Raw genomic sequence first — 23,832 nt, 5'->3', positions numbered from 1 at the left:
ACCCTACCAAGGCTCCGGGCTTTTTTTGTGGGATCACAAGTGCAAGCGGGATGTGAACAATAGCGCGCCCCCTTTCGAACTGTCCCCCAAATAGCGATAAATTTTTGATAAAGTTTGACAAATTCGCGAGCCTCCACACACTGAGTTCGTAGTGTTTGTTTAATGAGTGTTTTGGCTATGGAGCCTGTTGAAAAGATAAATGCACGCGTTGACGCGCTCGAAGCTTTGGGCTTGGACCAGAATGCAGGGTCCGACGATATCCGAGATGCTTGGCGCCACATCGCATTTCACGCACATCCAGACCACAGAAACGGCGATTGCACACATTTCGCGCGCGCCAAAGAGGCGTATGATTTTTTACGCCGCGAAGGGCTGACCGTCAAAGGACGTGCCACCGGCATGCCGCGCCGGCCGAAGCTACGCAAACGTGTCATTGAATTGGAAAGCGCTGATATCGACGCCTGTCGCGTGTTGCTGAACACAGCTCTGGCGCACAGCCCGGATGGCGCAAACCCGGATTCTCAGACCTCAATCGAAGCAGACCATGTCCCCGAAGCCGTTGGGTTCTATGGCCGTCATCTGACTTATTTTGTTCCAACACCGGTTTGTGAGGGGTCCAACCGGGTGGCGCTGCCAACCTCGGTTCTTGCCTCGGCCCGGCGGACGGAAACCGAAGTGCTGAGCTTTCAGTCGAACGATGCAGGGGCCGGTGAAGTCGTGGTTCCCGACACGATCACCGAACGAAAGTTTCCCGGCGCGAAAAGCGTTCGCATCAAGTTCGACGCGGATCAACAGATGCGCGACGACTTCTGGCTGGCTGGCTAACAGCAAAAACCCGGCCTAGTGTGGACCGGGTTTAGCTTCGGTGAGTAGCGTATTAGTTTGCGATCGGACCTTCCGAGGTGAATTTCGGAATAACGCTAGTCGATGCGTCATCACCTTCGATCCCAGGCCAGTTGCCTTCGGCCAGATTGATGTTGCCGGGGATATCCTCTTCAAAAAAGCCGACAACAACATCAGTGATGTTCAGGTACAGCTTGTCATCGACAATCCGCCACAGGTTCGGGTTCGCCGGAACCTTGCCACCACGCGATACACCGTAAGCGCAATGCCCATCATAGGCCGGGGCGTAATAGGCGGGGTTTTCAAGAAACTTATCGCGGTTCTCTTCGGTCGAGAACGCCCAGGTGGCACCGTTATAGTCCGCTGTAATATCAGAACGGCCACGCACGGCCTCGGGCTGGGCTTGGCCAACCGACGCCTGATCCAGGCCACGATAGGCGACAACGTCGTAACCCGACACGGCAAAGCCCGTGCCGTCTACATACTGATCACCGGCGAAAGCCGGCACGGCAAAGGCCAAAGCTGTCACGAAAGTCAGGGCAAAGCGTTTCATGTGGTAAATCCTTTTGTCCTCGGGGTTGGGCACTTGCTGAGAGAATAGATATTTTCGCCCCAATGGGCAGTCCTGCTCGCGCCGCTGTGACATCGCATGAAGAAATGTGAGAGGTCCGATCCCGAATGTTACAAAACTGCCCCAACATCCGGGGTTGGACTCGGGGCTTTGCAACATTAGCTGTTGAGACGGACATAAACTTTACCAGAACGCAGCTGAGAAAGACGACAGATGAGCGAGCAATCCCCATACACGCCCCCCGCAGTCTGGACATGGGACAGCGAAAGCGGTGGTCGATTTGCCAATATCAACCGACCCATTGCCGGGGCGACCCACGACAAGGACCTGCCGGTCGGAAAGCATCCACTACAGCTTTATTCACTGGCCACCCCAAACGGCGTCAAAGTCACAGTGATGCTGGAAGAACTACTGGCGCTAGGTCACGAAGGCGCTGAGTACAATGCATGGTTGGTTAATATCGGCGAGGGGGACCAATTCAGCTCGGGCTTTGTCGACGCCAATCCGAACTCAAAAATCCCTGCGCTTTGGGACCGCTCGGGTGATGCGCCTGTGCGTGTTTTCGAAAGCGCCTCCATCCTGTTCCATCTGGCCGAAAAGTTCGATGCTTTCCTGCCGAAATCGGGTCAGGAACGCACCGAGGTGATGAACTGGGTGTTTTGGCAGATGGGCAGTGCGCCTTATCTTGGCGGCGGTTTTGGCCATTTCTACGCCTATGCGCCTGAGAAATGGGAATACCCGATCAACCGCTTCGCGATGGAGGCCAAACGGCAGCTGGACGTGCTGGACCGGCAACTGGCTGAAAACGCTTATATTGCAGGCGAAGACTATACCATTGCTGATATGGCCATCTGGCCCTGGTATGGCCAACTGGTGTTGGGCCGCCTCTACAGCGCCGCCGAGTTCCTGGATGTCGAGTCCTATAAAAATGTGATGCGGTGGGCCAAGGCGATCGACGCGCGCCCCGCTGTTCAGCGTGGCCGCATGGTCAACCGTGCGTTTGGTGAGCCGCATACGCAGCTGCACGAACGCCATGACGCAAGCGATTTCGACACCCGCACACAAGACAAGCTGGAAGCAGCAGCAGAATAGTAGCGACGCCCCGCGGTTCGTTGGATCGCGGGGCTTGCCTGACCACCTATTTCAGGATTGGTGGCTTATCCGGATCACTGCCCGGCGTAACCTGTTCGATGACCCGCGCCTCGGGCTGTGGCAAGTCGAACCGTAAGCCAACCCGTGCCAGTGCCGCTGATGCTGGATCATGCGGGCCAAAAAAACCAACATCCATCGCCCCAGCCTCGATCCCGGAAAAGGTCAGTGCCTCGGACGCGGCTTTGGCCAGTGCGGGCTCAGCCCCCTCAACCGCGCCGACAAAACCAAGAAGGTGGCCCATGCCGCCCTCTTCCGTCTTGGTCCCAACAAGAAACGCAGCTTCGGCCAAGCCGACGGCTGTGGCCAGTTTCGTGTCCAGCGCTGTCAACAGATCATCCGGCATGCCCTTTGGCGGCAGGAACTCTGCCAGACGTTGCTGTACCTCTTCTGGTGCATGTTCCAACGTGGTGGCCAGCCAGCCCAGCGCTTCGGCCGGGATCAGCATGGATGAAGGTGCGACCTCAAGGTTCAGACCCAGCCCGATCCCCTGCCCTGCCAGCATCGTCGACAGCACCCGCCCCGACAGCGCGACGTAAGGCACGGGACGTTCCGCAAATCGGGCCAAACGGTCGTGGCGATCAAAGGCCAGTACAAAGCGGCCATCCGCAACATCGAACAGCTCGGGCGAGATATTCTCGTCCTGCGCTTCTTCGGCCAGCAACAGAAACAGCTCAGAGTCTGCCAGGCGCTCAAAAAACCGCAGACGCGCCGCGTCATCCTGCGGATTTGCCTCCATCGTGGCATGGGCGGCGTCAAGGGCCGTGGCGTCAGTCATTCAGAACCTCTTGCACCCGCGCACGCAGAACCGGCAGCAGTTCAGCTTCGAACCACGGGTTTTTCTTTAGCCATGCCGTATTCCGCCAAGACGGATGAGGCAAGGGAAAGACGCGCGGCGCATGGCCTCGCCAGTTGCGCACGGTTTCGGTCACGGTCGTACGTACACCCAAGTGATATTTGTGCGCATGCCCCCCGACCAGAACCGTCAGCGGTACCTCCCCTAACTCATCCATCACCCTGTCATGCCATGTCTTTCCGCAGATGGGCGGCGGTGGTAGGTCGGCTTTGCGCTCGTTATATCCAGGAAAGCAAAAGGCCATCGGAACGATCGACACGCGGGCGCGGTCATAGAATACGGCCTCGTCAATCCCCAGCCAGTCCCGCAGACGGTCGCCAGAGGGATCGGTGAACGGACGCCCCGAGGCATGGACCCGCGCGCCAGGTGCCTGCCCTGCGATCAACAATGGCGTACCAGACCGAAACCAGACCACCGGACGCGGCTTATGCGCGGTAAACGTGGTCTGAAACCTGTCTGCGCAAATACGGCAGGCCTCAATTTCTTTCTGTAGCGAATTCATCAGATCGCAAGACTTCCTGCATCAAATTGGTTGACGGTCGAAAGGAAAGATAGTCAACGGACACCCCAAGGCCAACAGATGCAAAAGTCACAAAACCAACAGCACAGCGACGGTACGCATTGATCATTTGTTTCACAATTCGACATAATGTAGCCAACATGGACCAATAAATTTGTCGATGGTTTACCAACCTGGGCGGTGTACCAAACAAACGCCCGAGCAGCAGGCCGTGAATGCTTGAGTTTGAGAATGTCAGTAAGTCCTTTTGGACCGGGACCCGCCGCAAGGTGATCCTGGATCGGGTCTCGTTCCAGATCGAACTGGGCCGGTCGATTGGCATATTGGCCCCAAACGGCACCGGCAAGACGACATTGATCAACATGATGGCCGGGCTGGAAAAACCGGATGAAGGTGTGATCCGCAAATCCTGCCGCATCTCGTTCCCGATGGGGTTTTCCGGCGGTGTGGTCAAAAAGCTTTCGGCCCTGGAAAACGCCCGCTACATCGCCAAAATCTATGGAATGGATCCCGACTATGTCGAGGCGTATTGCAGCTGGCTGTGCAATCTGGGTGAGTATTTCAACCAGCCTATCGGGACCTATTCATCCGGTATGCGGGCTCGCTTTACCTTTGCACTGATGCTGGCGCTGGATTTTGACATGTACCTGATTGATGAGGGCATGCCCTCATCCACGGATGTAGAATTCAACCGAAAAGCAGGTGACATCCTGCGAGAGCGTTTGCGGACAACCACACTGGTGATCGTGTCCCACAATCCCGACGTTCTTGAGAAATTTGCACAGCAGGCGGCCGTTCTATTGGACGGTCAGCTTTACATGTTCGAAACCTTGGAAGAGGCACGACAGTTATATGACTACCAAACCCAAGGCTAAAAAATATCGCTGGCGCCGCAATCGTCAGGGCTCGGATTCCGCAGACGCACGGGCCGACGCGATATCGCGCATCAGAAAAGCGACGCAACCGTCTGAGGCGGCAAATAACCCGTCTCCCTCGACCGATATTGAGGCGATCAAGCGCGAAGGGCTAACCGGTCGCCAACTGCGTGTGGCACGTCGTCTGGCCCAGAAAAACGGGCTTGCTGCAACGTCGGATTACGACGCGGTGCGGCTATTGCGTAAAAAGGGCATCGATCCGTTCGAACGTGCCAACTTACTGGATTTGGCAGCCGAAAAAAAAGGTTCGAATGATCAGGCAAAGGACAAGATCAAGATCCAATTGCCGCAGACGATTTCGGACTCTTCCCAAGGCCTGACCGGTCCGGAGCTAACGCCAGCCGAGCGGCGAAATCTTGAAATCGGTGAAATTCAGAAGGACATCGCACGCCGCCGCAAACGTAAGCTGTTTGCGCTGTTTGCGCGTCTGGCAGCCTTTGTACTGCTGCCGACCCTGATTGTGGGCACCTATTTCTATCGGTACGCAACACCGATGTACGCCAGCGATTCCGCCTTTTCAATCTTGCAGGCAGACGGCGGCGGGGCGTCCTTTGGTGGGTTTCTTGCAGGCACTCAATTCGCCACTGCACAAGATTCCGTTGCCACGCAAGAATTTTTGGAATCCAAAGACGCGCTGGTGCGACTTGAGAACGACACCAATTTTTCCGAAATCTTCAAGCAGGATTGGATCGATCCGATTCAACGCCTGCCGCAGGATGCATCTCTTGAGGATACCTATAAGCTTTACAAGCGGATGATTACCATTGGGTACGATCCCAGCGACGGTATCATCCGGATGGAAGTTGCGGCACCAAGCCCCGAGATTTCAGTCGAACTTTCCAATCTTCTACTGTCCTATGCCGAGGAAACCATCAACGGTCTGACCGAATTGAAACGCGAAGACCAAATGCGCGATGCCCGGGCCGGTTTTGAATTGGCTCAGAACGAACGTCGGAAAGCTCAGGAGGAACTGATCGAACTGCAGCTTCAGGGGGCGGTTTTGGACCCAGAAAACGTCCTCCTTGGCCTGCGCGAACGGATCAACGTAATCGAAATCGAGTTGCAGGAAAAAGAACTGCAGCTGGCCGCACTTTTGGACAACTTGCGCCCGAACCAAGCCAAAGTGGATGGTGTCCGTGCGGACATTCAACGACTTGAAGTTGCCCTGGCAGAACTGAACGCCGAAATGCTGGACGCGTCAGCAGGCGAAAACTCGCTGGCGCGTTTAAGCGTGCGAATTCAGATGGCCCAGGCCGACCTTGTGGCTCGTGATTTGATGCTGCAAACCGCAATGGAACAGATGGAAACCACACGAACCGAAGCCAACCGCAAAGTGCGTTATCTGACGGTTTCAGTGAACCCGGTCGCCAGTGAGGAACCCAGCTATCCGCGCAAGTTTGAAAATACGATTTTGGCTTTCCTATTGTTTGCTGGTATCTACCTGATGATCTCGCTTACCGCGTCGGTCCTTCGTGAACAGGTATCCTCGTAAGACACATGAAACATGTAAAAATCTCCGATCTCACGGTCGGTAATGATCTGCCTCTGACGATCATTGCCGGCCCCTGCCAACTTGAAACCGCCGATCACGCCCAGATGATCGCTGGCAAAATGAAAGAGGCCTGCGACGCCGCCGGTGCTCAGTATGTGTTTAAAGGCTCGTTCGACAAGGCCAACCGCACCTCTGTAAACGCAGCTCCTGCACTGGGCCTCGACAAAGGTTTGGCAGTGCTGCAATCGGTAAAGGACAGCATTGGCGTGCCAGTCACTACGGATGTGCATGAGAAAGAACAATGCGCGTCCGTTGCCGAGGTGTGTGACATCCTGCAAATCCCCGCGTTCCTTTGCCGTCAAACCGCCCTTCTAAAATCCGCAGGCGCAACAGGCGCGGTGGTCAACGTCAAAAAAGGTCAGTTCCTGGCCCCTTGGGACATGCAGAACGTCGCGGCCAAGATCGAAAGCACCGACAATCACAACATCATGCTGACGGAACGCGGTGTCAGCTTTGGCTACAACCGCCTCGTGGTGGACATGCAATCTCTGCCGGAAATGGCTCGCACCGGGTACCCGGTGATAATGGACGCCACCCACACTGTGGCTCAGCCCGGTGGATTGGGTGGTGCATCCGGTGGTCAGCGCGAATTTGCGCCCGTTATGGCACGCTCGGCTGTTGCCGTTGGTGTAGCCGGTGTATTCATGGAAACACACCAAGATCCGGACAACGCCCCCTGTGATGGCCCCAACATGATCTATCTGGATCAAATGCCTCAATTGATTGACACATTGATGCGCTTTGATGCATTGGCCAAGGCCAACCCGATTCAGATTTAAGCAAGAGCGATAGTATGACCAAACCCATCCCCGAGGTGACTCCGAACACCTGGAGTTTTCTGCGCGACCCGATGATCAAACCCACCGGGTTTCGCGAATATGACGCCCGTTGGAAATACCCCGAAGAGATCAACCTGCCGGGCATGACGGCGCTGGGGCTGGGTTTGGGCACTCAGATGCGCAAGCGTGGAATCGCGCCTGTGATCGCGGTCGGCAACGACTATCGCGACTATTCGCTGGCAATCAAGAATGCGTTGATCCTGGGCCTGATGCAGGCTGGAATTCAGGTCAAGGATATCGGCCCGGCACTGAGCCCTATGGCCTATTTCGCCCAGTTCCATCTGGATGTCCCTGCCGTGGCCATGGTCACCGCCAGCCACAACCCGAACGGCTGGACCGGCGTAAAGATGGGCTTTGAACGCCCGTTGACCCACGGCCCGGACGAGATGTCGGAATTGCGCGACATCGTTCTGAATGGACAAGGCGTCCCCCACGAAGGGGGTTCGTACGAATTCGTGGACGGCGTGAAAGAGGCTTATATCGACGACCTGGTTGGTGACTTCAAAATGTCCCGGCCGCTGAAAGTTGTCTGTGCGACGGGTAATGGTACAGCGTCAGCCTTTGCGCCCGAGATTTTCGAACGGATGGGGGTCGAGGTCGTGCCCAGCCACAACCGGCTGGACTACACCTTCCCCAACTACAACCCTAATCCCGAAGCCATGGAGATGTTGCACGACATGGCCAACACCGTGAAATCCAGCGGCGCCGACATGGCGCTGGGATTTGACGGTGACGGAGATCGCTGCGGTGTTGTCGATGACGAGGGTGAAGAGATTTTCGCCGACAAGGTCGGCGTGATCATGGCCCGCGATCTGGCCAAGCTGTACCCCAATGCGACCTTTGTGGCGGACGTCAAATCAACCGGGCTGTTTGCCAGCGACCCCGAGTTGCAGGCCCACGGCGTCAAAGCCGATTACTGGAAAACCGGCCATAGCCACATGAAGCGCCGGGTTAAAGAAATCAATGCTCTGGCAGGGTTCGAGAAATCGGGCCACTACTTCCTGGCAGAGCCGATCGGGCGCGGCTATGACTGCGGCATGCGGGTCGCGGTCGAGATCTGCAAACTGATGGATCGCAACCCGGACAAAAGCATGTCGGACCTGCGCAAGGCGTTGCCAAAAACCTGGTCGACGCCGACCATGTCGCCCTATGCCTCTGATACCGAGAAATACGACATTCTCAAACGGTTGGTGGACAAGCTGGTTGCCAAGGCCGATGCGGGTGAAACCCTGGCAGGCCGCGCGGTCAAAGAGGTCGTCACCGTCAATGGCGCCCGCGTTATTCTGGACAATGGCAGCTGGGGGCTGGTGCGGGCGTCTTCGAACACGCCAAACCTGGTTGTGGTCTGTGAAAGCAGCGAAAGCGAAGAAGAAATGCGCGCCATATTTGCCGATATCGACACCGTCATCCGGACTGAGCCCGGCGTTGGCGATTACGACCAAACCATCTGATTTGGGATTGGGGCGCCTAAGGCGCCCCGCCCTTTAATTTCCGCCCAACAGTTTGAACAAGCCTTTCTTGGCCTCTTCTTCCAGCTTATTTTTCAAAGCATCCTCGACACTTTCACTGTCAGTCACTGCCGTACCCAGTTCATCACCCACTTTGTCCAGAACCTTTTGCTTGGCGTCGTCCTCAAGGTCTTTTAGCTGACCTTCGGCGGCCGCCTCGATCACTTTGGACAAATCGGGTTTGATCGAAGGGTCGCTCCACGGCCCGACAATCCGCACTGGCACCGACAAACCCTGCCCCGAGTTGGCCCGCAGCGCGGTTGGGGTAAACAGATAATCGATCCTGCGCGCGCCGATATTGACCTTGCCCGTCCCATCTGCACGGAAATTGTCCAGTGACATCAGCAGGTCGCTATTGGTCAGCACACCCTGATCAATGGTAAAACTGGCTGTCAGGCTGTTGAACACGGTTGTCCCACCCGAACCTTTGCCGCGCCCCATCAGGCGATCCAGATCAAAACCCGAAATCACGCCCTGCCCCACATTCAGATTGCCCGTGCCACTGAGGGATCGCATGATCTGGTCTTCGGTCTGCCCGACGCCTAGAAATTCAAACTCACCCGTTCCTGTACCCGTAAAACGCTCAATCCCCGCGAGGGTGGACAGGGCTTGTTGAACGTTCATGTTTTTCGCCTTCAGCTTACCGCCGACTGACAGGCCATTGCGATTGTTGGCCACCACCTGCCCGTTCACCTGACCCGAGAACAAAGTGGCCGGGTTCATCTGCAACACAGCACGGGACCGGTCGAGTATCAGCGTCAGGTCGCTGGCTCCCAGTTCTAGGTCGGGCAGGACAATGGACGAGGTCGTCAGGCGTATTTCTCCATTGGCCAGCGACAGGGCTGAGGCATCAATCGGGGCCTTGGACCACCCACTGTCAGGCGAGGACGCCGTTCCCGACCCACCCCCGCTCGATGCCGGCGCGTCATTGAAACGTGACAGGTCAATATCACCACTCTTGAGCCGCGCGGTGATTTTCGGCGGATCCGAAATCTCGATATCCGTTTCTCCGGTAAAGCGGTTGTGGTCCAACTGCGCCACCATGTTGCGCAGTGAGATACGGCCCTCGCTGGTATAGGTCATCTGCCCAGACACATCGGCCTTGCGGCCCAATCCCAGCGGCACCCCGACACCCGCCTGTCCAAAAGCGGCCAGCATTTCCTCGGTGTTCCTGGTTTTGACCGCAAGCGCGCCGTCCATTTCTCCAGCAAGGTTGACGCGGCCATCGAACCCAACTTCGCCGCCCGGCGCGGTCAGAGCCAATTTCAAAGGTGCGACAGCGCCGGACGCAAAGGTCGGCAGGTCCGGTATTTCGAGGTCAACTTTCACGTGGCCGCCTGGCACTGCCATCCGCGCCTCCAAGACCATGGGCGAGGTCGGCCCCGGCCAACTGGCCGACAGATCAACGTTTGAGAAGTTGAATTTTGTTGTGCCGTTTTCGATGTAAACCAACTGTGCATTGGTCAGTTCCAGACGGTCCAGCGTCACGGCACCTTGCGGCGATGCAGATGACGCGCTGGTATTGCTTCCGGTCGTCGCCTGCGAGGCAACCGGAGCGCTTAATTCCCAATTGCCGCGTCCATCGGATAACTCGAGCCTCAAAACCGGATTATCCGCGACAACCCGCCTTATCCGTAAATCCCCGTTCAGCAACGCCGAAGCATCCACGCCGACGGCAAGGCTTTCGGCGCTGAGCATCGGTTCGGACCCGGCCCAGGGTGCGTTGCCAAACGTGACAGGGCCGGTCTCCATCCCCAGAACGGGCCAGAACGACAGGTTCACATCCCCTGACAATGTCAGGTCGCGCCCCGTTTCGCTTTTGACTTGTTCCGCTAGAATCGCCGCCAGCTTATCCCCCGGCATCAGCAATAAGGCGCCGATGACCAACCCGATTGCGGCCGCGAATAAGAAGAGTATGCGCACCAGCCACTTCATTTTTCTGCTCTCCGCTTATTTGGCATGCGTTGAAAAGATCATCCAAAGCCCAGCCCGTATTTGCAAGAGGAAGCGTTCCCCACTATATGCCGCGCCATGAGCACGAACCCACCAAACCTCCGCCCTGACCTGGCGCCCGCCGCCCGGATGCCTGATACGCCACGTACCAACCAACCAACCATTGGTATGGTGTCGCTGGGCTGCCCCAAGGCCTTGGTCGATAGCGAGCGGATTTTGACCCGTCTTCGTGCAGAAGGGTACGGCATTTCGCCAGATTATTCCGGGGCCGATGCCGTAATCGTGAACACTTGCGGGTTCCTTGACAGCGCCAAGGCTGAGTCTCTGGACGCCATTGGCGAGGCTTTGGTAGAAAACGGCAAGGTCATTGTGACCGGCTGCCTGGGGGCCGAACCCGACTATATCCGTGAACACCACCCGCGCATCATGGCCGTGACCGGGCCGCATCAATACGAACAGGTGCTGGATGCGGTGCATTCAGCAGTTCCCCCCGATCCTGATCCATTCGTTGATCTACTGCCCGCCGCCAGCGTGCAGTTGACCCCGCGCCATTACAGCTATCTCAAGATATCCGAGGGCTGTAACCACAAGTGCAAATTTTGCATCATCCCAGACATGCGCGGGAAACTGGCCAGTCGTCCCGCCCACGCCATATTGCGTGAGGCCGAAAAGCTGGTCGACAATGGCGTGCGCGAATTGCTGGTGATCTCGCAGGATACCTCGGCCTATGGGCTGGACCGGAAATACGATGTGAACCCGTGGAAGGACCGTGAGGTGCGCAGCCACATTACCGATCTGGCGCGTGAGCTGGGGCAGCTGGATGCCTGGGTTCGTCTACACTATGTCTACCCCTACCCGCATGTGCGCGAGCTGATCCCCCTGATGGCCGATGCCGGGTGCAACATCCTGCCCTATCTAGACATTCCGTTCCAACATGCCCACCCGGACGTTCTGAAACGCATGGCCCGCCCGGCGGCAGCGGCGAAAACACTGGACGAGATCGCAGCATGGCGCGCGACCTGCCCCGATATCACCTTGCGCTCGACCTTTATCGTCGGCTATCCCGGCGAGACCGAGGCTGAGTTCCAGACGCTTTTGGACTGGATGGATGAGGCGCAATTGGATCGTGTGGGATGCTTCCAATACGAAAACGTGGATGGCGCACGCTCGAACGATCTGCCCGACCATGTTCCGGCCGAGATCAAACAAGAGCGCTGGGAACGGTTCATGGAGAAGGCACAGGCGATCTCCGAGGCAAAGCTGGCCGCAAAGGTCGGCCAGACCATCGAGGTGATCGTGGACGAGGTCGATGGCGAAGCCGCCACTTGCCGCACCAAATCCGACGCGCCCGAGATCGATGGGAATCTGTTTATCGACGAAGGGTTTGAAACCCTCAACCCTGGCGACATCGTCTCGGTCGAGGTCGATGAGGCTGGCGAATATGACCTTTGGGGCAAGCTGACCTGATCCGGTCACCCCAGTTGGGCAAAGCGTGAGGCAAGTTTATTGGCGTTTTGCGCCAGACTCGTGGATTATGACGGGACATACCGCCTTATAGGAAGGAAGTTCCAATGTCCTGCCTACGCCCCTTTGGCCTGAAATGCATAACGGTTATACTTGCTGCCCAACTTTATGCCGTTCCCGCTGTTGCGGACAACGTCCGCGCGGGCGGTTTCATAATTATTGGGTCCGAACCGCTGAGCCTGCACCTGCGCAGCAAACACCATGTGCAGCGATACTATGGCGCATCTAAAGTTTATCATCGGTCCAGCAAACACAAACATCAAACCAAGCCGAAAGTGTACCACCACAAGAGCAAACCCAAGGTTCATTACGTCAAACCGGTCAAACGACACCACCGGTCAAGGCAAGCGTTCAGCAACAAACATGCCTCGCCTTATTACCTTCCACGGAGTTACGGAATTCAAAACCGGGGATATCGCTATGGTACAAAACGGCGGTGGTATTGATGGCTTCAGAACAGGCTTAGAAGCCCGATGACCCAAGCCAATCCCGCCGCCAAAGCCGTTAACGCAACAGCAGCACTGGCGGCGTCCTTGGCCTGCCCCGCCAGTTTATTGTGATCGGTCGAGGTGTGATCGACAGCGCGCTCAATCGCGGTATTGAACAGCTCGGCCACCAAAACAAGCAGGCCAAAAATCAGGATCAGGGCGCGTACCCCTTCACCGAGCGGCAACCAAACGGCCAAAGCAGCCGAGACCAGATTTGCCCAAACCCAGGCGCGGAACGAATACTCTTCACGCCAGGTTGCGACCAGCCCTTGCCAGCTCCAACGCGTTCGATCCTTGAGATGTGTAAGAAGGTTTTTCATCAGCCTTCAACTTTTCGGTGTACGGAACTGAAGCCGCATTGATTTATGGAGGGCAAGAAAAAACCGCCCCGAGGGCGGTTTTTTGTCGAGAATGTGCGGGCAGCCTTAAAATCGGGCCACCCGCGGAATAGTTATTGTGCGACCGGATTACAGACGGTCTGGCCTGCTTCTGTCGTGGCCAGCTCAGTTCCTGCCGGGCAGCTAGGTGTGCCGAATTTGTCGTACTCAGGCGTGATATAAACCGGCGCCGGTTCTTCCTGCTGCGAGCAAGCAGCCAAAACAAGGGCAAATGCACCAACGGCAGCAAATTTGAGTTTCATGTCCGTCATTCCTCTATTAATTTCCTGATATTGCCCAAGAATCCGGGGCCGGTCTCACAATACGACTTGAATGGCATATTTGCAACGAATTCGATCACGCGATCGTGAAGAAAGGCGAAACAACGCCGGTAACCCCCTCAGAAACAGCGGATTTATGAGCATAGGCTACCGATTTTCGCGTATCGCTCTACACTGGTAGAGTGACATCAGCAAAAGACGGAGTAGCCACATGTCTGACAGCCCCACCATCGCGCAAAAAGGTCCCTTCCCGGTCGAAGTGATCGAAGGGAAAAGCTATTTCTGGTGTGCATGCGGCCGATCCAAGCGGCAGCCGTTTTGCGATGGATCGCACAAAGACACCGGGTTCGAACCGGTAAAGTACACGGCGGACAGCAGCAAAAAAGTCTTTTTCTGTGGCTGCAAACACAGCGGGAATCCTCCGCTGTGTGACGGGTCGCATTCCAAACTGTAATCAGGTCTTCAACGCGTTCAACAGATCAGCGTTGGCACAGAATTCGGGTGCGGTGTGGGCCTCGGATTGTTGTTCAGACAACCAGATGGCACATTGGTTGCTGCACTGCGATGCCCGGCAGCGTGTTACCAGTTCGGCATAGCGATCCGGTGTCAGCCGTTTCTCTGCCATTGCTTCGGTCAACGAGATTTTCATACATCGCGCCACCGAACGGGTTAGCCAAAAGTGTTTTTCGACATCCCCCAAAGAATTTCGCGCCATCAGTTTTCCTGCTTTGATCATGTTTTCAACACAGCAAACCGGTGTTGGTTTCTGCTAGTCTGTTGGTCACCTATCGCGTCCGGTGACCACTCTAATGCGGCATGAAACCTTCCTGTCGTTAAGGCTGCAGTTTTCGGAGCATTTCCTGATTGCGGCAGTATTCCGGCGTTTGGCCCGCCTGCGCGGGCTGCTGTAGGAAGCTCTGGCAATGATTGGGATTTGCACAGCCCGTACACCTCAGAACAGCATCGGAAAGCTGATCGATCGAAACATCACCTTCAATCGCGGATTGCTGCAGATCCACACCAAGTTTCGTAGCCATCTGATCCACAAGACCTGCATGGAATTTCAAGACTTCTTGATCGGGCATGAGAGGTCCTTTCCTGCCATCTGTCCGCAGCAGGATATCTCAGCCCTGCGCTTGGGCCTTTGACTCACATCAAGGCCCGGCGCCGATATGATCCAGATAGGCTCGGGTCGCGTCCTGCACGCGCCTAAATCGATCCCCACCCAGCTTTTTTCCGCCGTACCAGCGGGTGACGATGACCACATGACTGTCCAACCCGGCCCGTTCAAGCATCCTTAGAATCACCATGCCCGCACCGCTTTCCCCGTCATCGGCCTTCAACGCCCCGGTCGGCAAAATGGCCGCCCAGGTGTTGTGCGTGGCTTTGGCATAAGCCTTGTCTGACTTGAGCTCTTGCAAGACTGCATCAACATCGGCCCGCGTGCCAACGGCTGCGCCTGTTACCGCGTATTTCGACCCCCGGTCCGTCAGGATCACGCCCAGCCGTGTCAAAGCGGTCATTGCGTCAAACCCAATTGTCTTGCGGTTTCAAGAACGATCTGAACTCGGTCGGTATTTGGGGGGTGCGTTCCCAGAAACTGATCCCCCGGATCGGGAAGGCGATCAAAATATTTGGCGCCAATTAAAGGGTTGTATCCCGCCTTATGGGTGATGATCGTGCCCAGTTGGTCCGCCTCAAGCTCGAACGCTTTCACGTTCACCTGCACACCCAATTCGGCCCCCAATTTCTGCGTGCGTTCAAGGTCTTTGCCTTCCTCGCCATGCAGCTTACCCAATTCGCTGAAGATCGCGGCACTTTCCTGGGCGTTTTTCGACTGCCGGGCGATGTGCCCCAAAACATGATGCGCTGCCTCGTGCCCCATGACAAACGCCAGTTCATCAGGATTCTTCGCAGATTGGATCATCGAACGCGTGAATATGATTACCGGCTGATTGTCATCATCCAGAGTCTGAAAGGCATTTGCCGGTGCGCGCGGGTTCAGGTCGACCAATATCGTGAAATCGCAATTTTCTACCTTGGCCTGGCGCAGACATTCGGCGCGGGCTTCGTCGCCGACCTGACGGCTGATTTTCCGAAACGCGGCGGCGTCGACCTGAAATTCACTCGAATCCAGCGACCATTCATTTGCCGGTTGCACACGCAGAACACCCGCACTGCAGGCCGTCAGCACCAGAGGAAACAGCAAATAGATCAGACGGCGCATTTATATTCCTTTGAAACGGTGATCCCGTTTGAAAAACCATAGCGCGACACCTGGGGGACCGCCACCGTCGGATTGCACGGGAACGGGTTGCATTGCCGCCTTGCTCCCTGCACTCTGCCTATATGTTTTCGATTGAGCATGAATTCGACTCGACAGTCATTACTCTGGTGGACGAAGGCCCCAAACCTTTGCAAGAGGATGTCGTCATCAACAGCTTCGCCGAATGTGTGACGCTTGAGCAGCTGGACCCACGCACAGACAAGATACAGAAAATAACTCTGTCTCCTGAGCAAGTCCGAGATCTGGCCGCTGCGCTGGATTTGCCGGAAGGGGTGTATCAAATTCACGAACGACCCAGTCAAGGCGCATAGACAAACAGCTTGTCCCGCGCAGTCTGCCCTTGTTTTAGGGTCAGCGTCGAAGGGGCCACCTGCATGGCCGTGGCCAGTATCCGGCGCACAGCTTCGTTGGCCTTGCCGTTTTCGGGCGGCACAGTGACCGTAATGCGGATTACGCCCTTGTCTATCGTGATGCTGTCCTTTGCGGCTTTCGGCGTGACCCGAACCGGAACCGCCGTGCCAGGGACGGCATGGGCGCTTAGGTCGGGTATGTCGCGCAGTTTCGGCCTGGCCATCTTTTCACCTCTTGCCTGTAAACACCCTTGCATGGGGCACCGGAGAATGAAAATGATCCGGCCTATCCAGCTGATTGCACTTGAAACGCGCCAGATACTCAACCAGATACAGACTGCTCATGTAAAGGAAGTTAACATATGTCCTTGAAAAACCCGGCTGCCCTGGAATTTCTGCAATCGCGCCGGTCTCGCCCTGCCAAAACGCTGATTGCACCGGCCCCGACGCGGGATGAGCTGTTGCCGCTGTTGACCGCCGCCGCCCGCAGCCCCGATCACGGCAAGCTGGAACCGTGGCGCTTTATCGTGCTTGAGAAAGGCGCAATGCCGCGCCTGTCCGGGTTGACGCGCGAGCGGGGCGTTGCCCTGGGCAAGACGCCCGAGGACATCGCAAAAGCGCAAAGCCAGTTTGACATGGGCCATCTGGCCGTTGCCGTGGTCGAGGTGCAGAAACCATCCGAAAAAATCCCGGCGATTGAACAGACCTATTCGGCTGGTGCTGTCTGTCTGGCCTTACTGAACGCGGCGCTTGCAGCGGGTTGGGGGGCGAACTGGTTGTCCGGCTGGCAAACCCATGATCCAGAATTCTGCCGTCAAGCCTTTGGCTTGCAAGACAATGAGCGCATCGTTGGCCTGATCCACATTGCTACCGAAGGCACGGCCCCGCCAGAACGCCCTCGCCCGGATGTGGCAGCGCTGACCGAATGGGTCGAGGAATGATGATCCTCAACGCGTTTTTTGCGGCGCTTGGTCAGATCGGAGACTCCAAGTTCCGTGCCGTTCTTTTGCGTGGCGTTGGTCTGACAATCGTGTTGTTGATCGCGGCCTGCGCCGGTGCAATCTGGCTGATCAACAGACTGTCTGGGGATGAGATTTCGCTGCCCTGGATCGGCGCAGTCCCGTGGCTGAACGATGTTCTGAATTATTCCGGCATCTTTGTGGTGCTGATTCTGCCGGTGTTTCTGATGATGCCAGTCGCCTCGGCGATTACGTCTTTGTTTCTGGAAGAGGTCGCGCAGGCGGTCGAGGATAAACACTATCCCACCTTGCCCGCCGTTCCAGGCATCCCGTTCAACGAAGGGTTAAGGGATGCGGTTAACTTCATGGGCGTGCTGGTTGTTGCCAACCTGCTGGCGTTGATCCTCTATGCGATGTTCCCACCACTGGCGCCGTTTATTTTCTGGGCAATGAACGGGTTTCTGCTGGGTCGGGAGTATTTTACGCTGGCCGCGATGCGTCGTATCGGGCGGGACGGCGCGCGCAAGCTGCGCGCCAAGCATTCCGCCACCATCTGGCTGGCCGGCACCTTGATGGCCATTCCCCTCTCGGTGCCGCTGGTGAATCTGGTGATCCCAATCCTGGGGGTTGCCACTTTCACCCATATCTATCACAAGCTGTCAGGTCCCTCGACCTGACGCTCAGTTCCGCGGTTCCAGTTGGTTCAGCCAGTCGAAATCGCGCACCGAGATCACACCAGAGATGATAATCCCCGCAATAACAGCCCAGAGCACCACCGAAATCCCGGTGGTGATCCACATCTTTTTCTTCATGTGATGCACCTCCGGCGCGCCCGCATGGGTGCCCGGAACGATATCACCCAGATCGCCCTGCGTTTTGATACGGATGGGCAACACAACCAACAACGTCATGAACCAGATGACGGCAAACAATACCAGTGCAGCAGTGATCGTCATGACAGCCTCGCTTGATTAAACCTGTTCTAGTTCGACCAGACAGCCGTTAAAGTCCTTGGGGTGCAAGAACAGTACCGGTTTGCCATGCGCGCCGATCTTCGGCTCGCCCGATCCCAGAACACGGGCACCGGTTTCCTTTAGGTGATCACGGGCTGCGATAATGTCTTCGACCTCATAGCAAACATGGTGGATTCCGCCTGCCGGGTTCTTTTCCAGAAAGCCGTTGATCGGGCTGTTTTCACCCAGCGGGTACAGCAATTCGATCTTGGTGTTGGGCAGTTCGATGAACACAACGGTAACGCCATGATCGGGCTCATCCTGCGGCGCGCCGACCTTGGCGCCCAGTGCATTGCTATATTGCGCGGACGCGGCCTCAAGATCGGGTACGGCAATGGCGACGTGGTTCAGACGACCAATCATTGAACTCTCCTGTGTTCTGCGTTGCCGCGGTTATGGGGGCAGTTTGGCCAAAGAACAAGTGCGCCAAATTGCCGTTAACCCTGTGTTAGCCAGAAGTTCCTAGCTTAGGGCATCTGCTGATTAGGAGTTCTGCCATGGACGATTCGAGCCCCTTCGCCTCACCCGCGCAGCCGACGGCCACGCGGCCTCTGCTGGGTCAAACCATTCTGGTTGTCGAAGACAGCCGCTTTGCCTGTGACGCGATCCGGCTGATGTGCCTGCATAGCGGTGCGCGTATCCGGCGAGCGGATTGCCTGACCTCGGCTCGGCGCCACCTGCAGATCTATCGCCCTTCTGTCATTCTGGTGGATATCGGCTTGCCAGATGGGTCCGGTGCCGACCTGATTGCCGAATTGGCCGAAGCAACCCCACGTATCGGCGCTATTCTGGGCATGTCCGGCGACGATCACAGTCAGGAGGCTGCGTTGCAAGCAGGTGCCGATGGGTTTTTGAACAAACCCCTGAAATCACTTTCTCATTTTCAGCAGTTCATTCTGGAAAACCTGCCCCAGGATCGTCGACCCAACAATCTGCACGCCATTCGGGATGAGGTTATCCACCCGGACCCGATGGCCTATCAAGACGACATGGCCCATATCGCAGATGTACTGGCCGGGCCGAACGATCACCGCACTTTGGATTACGCCGCCCAATTCCTGCTAGGCGTTGCCCGCGATGCCGAGGATACGGTTCTGGCGGATGCCGCGCTGAAACTGGCCGAAACGCGCGCAGGCGGAGGACCAGTTACGGCGCTGGCCGCAAAGGTCGCCGGCATCGTTCAGGCGCGACTGGAACAGCGCGAGGCGATCTGAATTGATAACGGCGTATTTTCTGACATCCACGATCCTGACGATCTGGGCCTATTCTCAGACCCGTGCAACAGCCCGGAACATCCGTGTTGCACGCGGATCAAAATCCTGTCCGTTGACCGACACTGAAGCAACACAGCAATTACCGCAGAATATTAACCACAGGCTTGTGGCTCCTGATCCAAAGGAAAAACCCACCGCAGGGGCTGCGGCGGGTGATTGATCAATCCTGTGGGATGATCCGCAATCCCAATTCCATCAACTGATCCGAGGTCGGATCGGATGGCGCGTCCATCATCAGGTCTTCGGCGCGCTGGTTCATCGGGAACATCATGACTTCGCGGATGTTGGCCTCATCAGCCAATAGCATCACGATCCGGTCGATCCCCGCAGCACAACCACCGTGCGGCGGAGCGCCATAGTGGAAGGCGTTGAACAGCGCACCAAAGCGACTTTTCACCTCATCCTCGCCATAACCTGCCAGTTCAAAGGCTTTCAGCATGATCTCGGGCTTGTGGTTCCGGATCGCACCCGAGACCAGCTCATATCCGTTGCACGCCAGATCGTACTGATAGCCGCGCACGTCCAGAGGATTACCCTGCAGCGCCGCCATACCACCTTGCGGCATCGAGAATGGGTTGTGTTCAAAGTCTATGGTGCCGGTTTCTTCGTCCTGTTCGTAGATCGGGAAATCTACGATCCAGGCAAAGGCAAAGCGGTCTTTCTCGGTCAGACCCAACTCCTCACCGATCACATCGCGCGCCTTACCCGCCACCTTTTCAAAGGCCTTCGGCTTGCCGCCCAGGAAGAACGCGGCGTCACCAACACCCAGACCCAGCTGTTGACGGATTGCCTCGGTCCGCTCGGGACCGATGTTCTTGGCCAACGGACCTGCGGCCTCCATGCCTTCGCCCTGATCGCGCCAGAAGATATAGCCCATGCCGGGCAGACCCTCTTTCTGGGCAAAAGCGTTCATGCGGTCACAGAACTTGCGGCTGCCACCCGTCGGCGCAGGAATGGCGCGGATTTCGGTGCCTTCCTGCTCCAACAGCTTCGCGAATATCGCGAAGCCAGAATCGCGGAAGTGGTCGGAGACCACTTGCATTTTAATAGGATTGCGCAGGTCCGGCTTGTCGCTGCCATACCAAAGTGCCGCGTCCTTGTAGGAGATTTGCGGCCACTCCTGATCAACCTTGCGACCACCGCCGAATTCCTCGAACACACCGGTCAGAACGGGCTGGATCGTGTCGAACACGTCCTGCTGTTCAACAAACGACATCTCAAGGTCAAGCTGGTAGAAATCGGTGGGTGAGCGGTCGGCGCGTGGGTCTTCATCGCGGAAACACGGCGCGATCTGGAAGTATTTGTCAAAGCCCGACACCATGATCAGCTGCTTGAACTGCTGCGGCGCCTGCGGCAACGCATAGAACTTGCCCGGATGCAGACGCGAAGGCACCAAGAAGTCACGCGCGCCTTCCGGCGACGACGCAGTGATGATCGGCGTCTGATATTCGCGGAACCCCTGATCCCACATGCGACGGCGCATGGACGCCACAACGTCCGAGCGCAGCGTCATGTTCTGCTGCATCGCCTCGCGGCGCAGGTCCAGATAACGATAGCGCAGGCGGGTTTCTTCGGGGTATTCCTGATCGCCGAACACCATCAACGGCAGCTCATCAGCAGCGCCCAGCACTTCCAATTCGCGCACGTAAACTTCGATCTCGCCGGTGGGCAGTTTCGGGTTTACCAGCTCAGCGTCGCGCGCTTTGACAGTGCCGTCGATACGGATACACCATTCCGAGCGGACCTTTTCCAGCTCGGCAAAGGCGGCGCTGTCGCCATCGCACAGCACTTGCGTGACGCCGAAATGATCGCGCAGGTCGATGAACAGCACGCCACCGTGATCTCGGACACGATGCACCCAACCGGACAGGCGGACGGTTTCACCGACATTGGCGGCGGTCAGAGCGGCGCAGGTGTGGCTGCGATAGGCATGCATGAAAATATCCCTTCGGGCGCAGAATTCGTCGCGCCGATACACCCTGTCAGGCATGGAAAGTCAAGGCAGGTCGCGCTGTCAAAACGGCCTTTGCACGTTGCCCGAGTAGAAATAGATACCCAGACCGGCGGCAAAGATGATGTTTCCCGCAATCGCGTGCAATAAGACCGCGCAGAAAAACGATCCGCGTTTGCGATAGGCCCAGGTGAACAGCAACCCTCCGGCAAAGGTCATGACGGCGACGATCCAGCTCCAATACATCAGATGTGCCAGTGAAAACAGCGCAGCGTTCAACAGATAGGCCGCGCGTCCGTTTGGCAGGATTTCGTGATAGCGGCGGAAGAACAGGGACCGGAACAAAAGCTCTTGCGGCAGGGCCGACAGCAATGGGTAACCAATCCAAATCACCAGAAGGAATTCGGGTCGATTTCGCAGCAGGAAAAACGCCGCTTCGGGTCGCATTGCCATCACAACCACGGCGCAAAAGATCGTCATGGCAAAGGTAAACAAAGCAACCTCGCGCCAGGACCATTTGCGCCAGTTGTACCGCAGTTCAGCCCAGGCAAAGCCGGGTGTAATGTGCAGCAACACAATCCCGATGGCCGTGAAGGTGAATAATGACGGGAACATCCAGTCGGGTGGAAAGAACACCGCGATCAGCACCGGCACGGCGATGAAGAACAATCCAAATTCCAGCCGCAATCGCAGATACGGCACCCCGCTGTCCGCCCAATCGGTTTGTTTGCTCACTGTATTGCCAACTCCGCCCGGATCAGGCCACGCAACGAATTTCCCATATAGAGTTTTTCTGCGTTTTTCAGGTCGGTCAAGGTCAGGGTGGCTTCGGTAACCTCTTTATTACTCAGTAATTCTTCGCGCAGAATGCCGGGTAGAACGCCGCTGGACAACGCAGGCGTTAGGCGACGGCCATCCAGCATATGCAGAAACAGATTGGTGATGGTGCCTTCGCACAACTCGTCGCGTTCGTTCAGAAACAGGACCTCGTCTATGCCATGAGGCAAAGTCGCCCGAGCGGTGTCGTATATGGCACGCTGTGTTGTTTTGAGCTGCAACCAGATGTCAGACGCGGTCAGGCGCGGTTCGGCAATGGCGATCCGCCAGATCGTCGGACTATCGGCCAATGCTCCGGTCGTTATATCCAGCTGACCACCTGCAGCCAGCGTCAGTCGACACCTAAGCGGTGATGAGCCACCCACGCCGTTCAACAGATCAATGGCGCGGTCCGCGTCAAAGGAAATCCCAAAGGCTTGGGCGGATCGGGCCATCCGAGCCAAATGCCGATCACGTCGCACGAACCCCTGTTCTGGCCGAAAAGCCAGCGTTTCGATTATGCGGAAGTCAGGATCAGCTGGTGGGCAAAGCGGGCTTTCCATAGCGCTTCCTCGTATTCCGATGGGGCTGTGCTGTCCCAGACCAAGCCGCCGCCCACGTTCAGAGTGGCTTTTCCATCCTCAACCATTAGCGTGCGGATCGCCACGTTGAACTCGGACCGGCCGTCCGGCGCGGCCCAACCGATGGCGCCGCAATAAATGTCACGGGGCCAGGGTTCCAAATCGGCCAAAATCTCCATCGCACGGATCTTGGGCGCACCGGTGATTGAACCACAGGGGAACAGCGCCATCAGGATATCGGACAGCTCGGCCCCCAAATGCAGCTGCGCCTGCACCAACGAGACCATCTGATGCACAGTCGCATAAGTTTCGACTTTGAACAGCTCGGGCACTTTGACCGATCCGGGCAGCGCAACACGGCTAAGGTCATTTCGTAGAAGATCGACGATCATCAGGTTTTCGGCCCGGTTCTTTTCGTCAATCGACAGAAAGGCCCGGCGTCGCGCGTCCTCGGCCATATCATCGCTGCGAGGTTGCGTGCCTTTCATCGGGCGGGTTTCAATCCCTCGATCCGCATCGGTACGAAAGAACAACTCGGGCGAGCGGCTCAACAAATCAGGCAAGCCGTCCTGCTGTACCAGCGCGCCGTGACCCACCGCTTGCCCGGAAGCCAGTGCGGCATATAGCGCGGTGCTGTCGCCCTGGATGGTCAGGTCGATAGGAAAGGTCAGGTTGGCCTGGTAGATATCCCCGGCCCCGATGGCGTCATGAACCTGTTGAAAGGCGCGCGTATACCGTGCCTCATCCCAGCGGGGCTCAAATCCGGTGACGCCACCAGCTGCCGAGGGAAGATCGCGTTGCACTGGGGCCTCATAAACGCCAAAGCACAGCAAAGGCAGACGGCGATCCGCGGGTAGTCGGTCAGCCAAGCGCGGCTCAAGCACATAGCCCAGCTCATAACTGGCATAACCGCCAAGCCACGCACCGTCGGCGCGCGCCTCATCCAGCGCCACCAGGGCTTGGGGCACGTCGTCCGGCTTGTCTGCACGGATCACACTGGCTGGCCGGTCGAAACTTGTTCCGGGTCCGGCTGGCCCCTGATCGAAACGAATACGCAATTGCATCCTCATTTGTCGTGCTGCGCGGTATAGAGAATACGACGGCAAGGGAAAGAGGGGAAAGCGGCAATTTCGTCACCGTTTCCGATACCCCTTGAACCTTTTCGCGCGGTCCCTATAACGCAGGACAATTTGGGCGCATGGGGG

The 23,832-nt window shown here is 57.0% G+C and carries 29 protein-coding genes; 12 read left to right on the top strand and 17 right to left on the bottom strand.

Annotated features, from left to right (window positions below; genetic code table 11):
* Positions 1–177: 177 nt before the first annotated feature.
* On the top strand, positions 178–825 hold the full coding sequence (locus ACR0B8_RS00690; RefSeq protein WP_170360655.1) for a DnaJ domain-containing protein: 648 nt from the start codon (positions 178–180) through the stop codon (positions 823–825).
* Between the two features lie 52 nt (positions 826–877).
* Here the strand turns inward: ACR0B8_RS00690 and ACR0B8_RS00685 are convergent, their stop codons facing one another.
* Positions 878–1,396, bottom strand: a complete 519-nt coding sequence (locus tag ACR0B8_RS00685) for a YHS domain-containing (seleno)protein (protein WP_170504590.1) — start codon at positions 1,394–1,396, stop codon at positions 878–880.
* A 231-nt stretch (positions 1,397–1,627) separates the two neighbouring features.
* On the opposite strand from ACR0B8_RS00685, the gene yghU reads away from it, so the two are divergent.
* A complete protein-coding gene (gene yghU / locus ACR0B8_RS00680) occupies positions 1,628–2,506 on the top strand; it encodes a glutathione-dependent disulfide-bond oxidoreductase (protein ID WP_170547978.1) in 879 nt (292 codons plus the stop codon).
* 46 nt (positions 2,507–2,552) lie between these two features.
* Here yghU and ACR0B8_RS00675 read toward each other — a convergent pair whose 3' ends face one another.
* The gene (locus tag ACR0B8_RS00675) at positions 2,553–3,341 is read right to left on the bottom strand and encodes an SseB family protein (RefSeq protein ID WP_170577328.1); all 789 of its coding nucleotides are present in this window, start codon (positions 3,339–3,341) and stop codon (positions 2,553–2,555) included.
* A complete protein-coding gene (locus ACR0B8_RS00670) occupies positions 3,334–3,921 on the bottom strand; it encodes a uracil-DNA glycosylase family protein (RefSeq protein ID WP_480657940.1) in 588 nt (195 codons plus the stop codon). Before ACR0B8_RS00670 ends, ACR0B8_RS00675 begins: the two co-directional genes overlap by 8 nt.
* 233 nt (positions 3,922–4,154) lie before the next feature.
* Between ACR0B8_RS00670 and ACR0B8_RS00665 the strand changes: the two genes are divergently transcribed.
* The 4 genes from ACR0B8_RS00665 to ACR0B8_RS00650 are packed head-to-tail and all read left to right on the top strand — an operon-like array spanning position 4,155 to position 8,716.
* Positions 4,155–4,814 carry an ABC transporter ATP-binding protein gene (locus ACR0B8_RS00665; RefSeq protein ID WP_480657942.1) on the top strand — a complete coding sequence of 220 codons (660 nt, stop codon included), beginning with the start codon at positions 4,155–4,157 and terminating at the stop codon, positions 4,812–4,814.
* Complete coding sequence (locus ACR0B8_RS00660; RefSeq protein ID WP_480657944.1) at positions 4,792–6,366, top strand: KpsE/RkpR family capsule polysaccharide export protein; 1,575 nt, start codon at positions 4,792–4,794, stop codon at positions 6,364–6,366. The genes ACR0B8_RS00665 and ACR0B8_RS00660 overlap by 23 nt, the downstream gene beginning before the upstream one ends.
* A 5-nt stretch (positions 6,367–6,371) precedes the next feature.
* On the top strand, positions 6,372–7,205 hold the full coding sequence (kdsA, locus tag ACR0B8_RS00655) for a 3-deoxy-8-phosphooctulonate synthase (RefSeq protein WP_170360482.1): 834 nt from the start codon (positions 6,372–6,374) through the stop codon (positions 7,203–7,205).
* A gap of 14 nt (positions 7,206–7,219) precedes the next feature.
* Positions 7,220–8,716 (top strand): phosphomannomutase/phosphoglucomutase, encoded by a 1,497-nt coding sequence (locus ACR0B8_RS00650; RefSeq protein WP_480657946.1) that lies wholly within the window; start codon positions 7,220–7,222, stop codon positions 8,714–8,716.
* A gap of 33 nt (positions 8,717–8,749) precedes the next feature.
* On the opposite strand, the gene ACR0B8_RS00645 is transcribed toward ACR0B8_RS00650, so the two are convergent.
* Positions 8,750–10,708 (bottom strand): AsmA family protein, encoded by a 1,959-nt coding sequence (locus ACR0B8_RS00645; protein ID WP_480657948.1) that lies wholly within the window; start codon positions 10,706–10,708, stop codon positions 8,750–8,752.
* A gap of 96 nt (positions 10,709–10,804) precedes the next feature.
* Here ACR0B8_RS00645 and rimO point away from each other — a divergent pair, with 96 nt between their 5' ends.
* Positions 10,805–12,193, top strand: a complete 1,389-nt coding sequence (rimO, locus tag ACR0B8_RS00640) for a 30S ribosomal protein S12 methylthiotransferase RimO (protein WP_226688757.1) — start codon at positions 10,805–10,807, stop codon at positions 12,191–12,193.
* Between the two features lie 508 nt (positions 12,194–12,701).
* On the opposite strand, the gene ACR0B8_RS00635 is transcribed toward rimO, so the two are convergent.
* The gene (locus tag ACR0B8_RS00635; RefSeq protein ID WP_480657950.1) at positions 12,702–13,058 is read right to left on the bottom strand and encodes a diacylglycerol kinase; all 357 of its coding nucleotides are present in this window, start codon (positions 13,056–13,058) and stop codon (positions 12,702–12,704) included.
* Between the two features lie 131 nt (positions 13,059–13,189).
* Entirely contained in the window at positions 13,190–13,378 is a 189-nt protein-coding gene (locus tag ACR0B8_RS00630; RefSeq protein WP_170347886.1) for a hypothetical protein, read from the bottom strand.
* A 229-nt stretch (positions 13,379–13,607) separates the two neighbouring features.
* Here ACR0B8_RS00630 and ACR0B8_RS00625 point away from each other — a divergent pair, with 229 nt between their 5' ends.
* Positions 13,608–13,850: a CDGSH iron-sulfur domain-containing protein gene (locus ACR0B8_RS00625; RefSeq protein WP_170347885.1), complete on the top strand. Its 243-nt coding sequence runs from the start codon at positions 13,608–13,610 to the stop codon at positions 13,848–13,850.
* Here the strand turns inward: ACR0B8_RS00625 and ACR0B8_RS00620 are convergent, their stop codons facing one another.
* From ACR0B8_RS00620 to ACR0B8_RS00605, 4 genes are all read right to left on the bottom strand, one after another.
* Entirely contained in the window at positions 13,851–14,111 is a 261-nt protein-coding gene (locus ACR0B8_RS00620; protein ID WP_170347884.1) for a DUF6455 family protein, read from the bottom strand.
* A gap of 118 nt (positions 14,112–14,229) precedes the next feature.
* Positions 14,230–14,481, bottom strand: coding sequence for a DUF6455 family protein (locus ACR0B8_RS00615; protein ID WP_170374306.1), 252 nt, complete (start codon positions 14,479–14,481; stop codon positions 14,230–14,232).
* 69 nt (positions 14,482–14,550) lie between these two features.
* A complete protein-coding gene (locus ACR0B8_RS00610) occupies positions 14,551–14,919 on the bottom strand; it encodes a YigZ family protein (protein ID WP_170409006.1) in 369 nt (122 codons plus the stop codon).
* Positions 14,916–15,623 carry a M48 family metallopeptidase gene (locus ACR0B8_RS00605; RefSeq protein WP_226688759.1) on the bottom strand — a complete coding sequence of 236 codons (708 nt, stop codon included), beginning with the start codon at positions 15,621–15,623 and terminating at the stop codon, positions 14,916–14,918. Before ACR0B8_RS00605 ends, ACR0B8_RS00610 begins: the two co-directional genes overlap by 4 nt.
* 122 nt (positions 15,624–15,745) lie before the next feature.
* Here ACR0B8_RS00605 and ACR0B8_RS00600 point away from each other — a divergent pair, with 122 nt between their 5' ends.
* On the top strand, positions 15,746–15,994 hold the full coding sequence (locus tag ACR0B8_RS00600; RefSeq protein WP_170347880.1) for a hypothetical protein: 249 nt from the start codon (positions 15,746–15,748) through the stop codon (positions 15,992–15,994).
* Here ACR0B8_RS00600 and ACR0B8_RS00595 read toward each other — a convergent pair.
* Positions 15,982–16,257 (bottom strand): DUF167 domain-containing protein, encoded by a 276-nt coding sequence (locus ACR0B8_RS00595; protein ID WP_170360495.1) that lies wholly within the window; start codon positions 16,255–16,257, stop codon positions 15,982–15,984. The genes ACR0B8_RS00600 and ACR0B8_RS00595 overlap by 13 nt on opposite strands.
* Before the next feature lie 138 nt (positions 16,258–16,395).
* On the opposite strand from ACR0B8_RS00595, the gene ACR0B8_RS00590 reads away from it, so the two are divergent.
* Positions 16,396–16,974, top strand: a complete 579-nt coding sequence (locus ACR0B8_RS00590) for a nitroreductase family protein (RefSeq protein ID WP_170360496.1) — start codon at positions 16,396–16,398, stop codon at positions 16,972–16,974.
* The gene (locus ACR0B8_RS00585) at positions 16,974–17,669 is read left to right on the top strand and encodes an EI24 domain-containing protein (protein ID WP_170360657.1); all 696 of its coding nucleotides are present in this window, start codon (positions 16,974–16,976) and stop codon (positions 17,667–17,669) included. Before ACR0B8_RS00590 ends, ACR0B8_RS00585 begins: the two co-directional genes overlap by 1 nt.
* Positions 17,670–17,672: 3 nt before the next feature.
* Here the strand turns inward: ACR0B8_RS00585 and ACR0B8_RS00580 are convergent, their stop codons facing one another.
* Together ACR0B8_RS00580 and mce are read right to left on the bottom strand one after the other, a co-directional pair.
* Complete coding sequence (locus ACR0B8_RS00580) at positions 17,673–17,948, bottom strand: DUF1467 family protein (RefSeq protein ID WP_170347877.1); 276 nt, start codon at positions 17,946–17,948, stop codon at positions 17,673–17,675.
* A 15-nt stretch (positions 17,949–17,963) separates the two neighbouring features.
* A complete protein-coding gene (gene mce / locus ACR0B8_RS00575; RefSeq protein WP_170347876.1) occupies positions 17,964–18,368 on the bottom strand; it encodes a methylmalonyl-CoA epimerase in 405 nt (134 codons plus the stop codon).
* 134 nt (positions 18,369–18,502) lie between these two features.
* Here mce and ACR0B8_RS00570 point away from each other — a divergent pair, with 134 nt between their 5' ends.
* A complete protein-coding gene (locus tag ACR0B8_RS00570) occupies positions 18,503–19,219 on the top strand; it encodes a response regulator (protein ID WP_170360497.1) in 717 nt (238 codons plus the stop codon).
* Positions 19,220–19,439: 220 nt separating this feature from the next.
* Here ACR0B8_RS00570 and aspS read toward each other — a convergent pair whose 3' ends face one another.
* The 4 genes from aspS to ACR0B8_RS00550 form a co-directional block, all read right to left on the bottom strand.
* Positions 19,440–21,215, bottom strand: coding sequence for an aspartate--tRNA ligase (aspS, locus tag ACR0B8_RS00565; RefSeq protein ID WP_170347874.1), 1,776 nt, complete (start codon positions 21,213–21,215; stop codon positions 19,440–19,442).
* Positions 21,216–21,293: 78 nt separating this feature from the next.
* Positions 21,294–21,965 carry a CPBP family intramembrane glutamic endopeptidase gene (locus tag ACR0B8_RS00560; protein WP_226688760.1) on the bottom strand — a complete coding sequence of 224 codons (672 nt, stop codon included), beginning with the start codon at positions 21,963–21,965 and terminating at the stop codon, positions 21,294–21,296.
* Entirely contained in the window at positions 21,962–22,609 is a 648-nt protein-coding gene (locus tag ACR0B8_RS00555; RefSeq protein ID WP_480657954.1) for an aminotransferase class IV family protein, read from the bottom strand. Before ACR0B8_RS00555 ends, ACR0B8_RS00560 begins: the two co-directional genes overlap by 4 nt.
* Positions 22,564–23,691 carry an aminodeoxychorismate synthase component I gene (locus tag ACR0B8_RS00550; protein WP_226688761.1) on the bottom strand — a complete coding sequence of 376 codons (1,128 nt, stop codon included), beginning with the start codon at positions 23,689–23,691 and terminating at the stop codon, positions 22,564–22,566. Before ACR0B8_RS00550 ends, ACR0B8_RS00555 begins: the two co-directional genes overlap by 46 nt.
* Positions 23,692–23,832 lie beyond the last annotated feature (141 nt).

It is taken from the genome of Ruegeria sp. BH6, from assembly GCF_056538105.1.
Note: the sequence above shows the minus strand (reverse complement) of the source record. Positions and strands in the feature narration are given on the sequence as shown.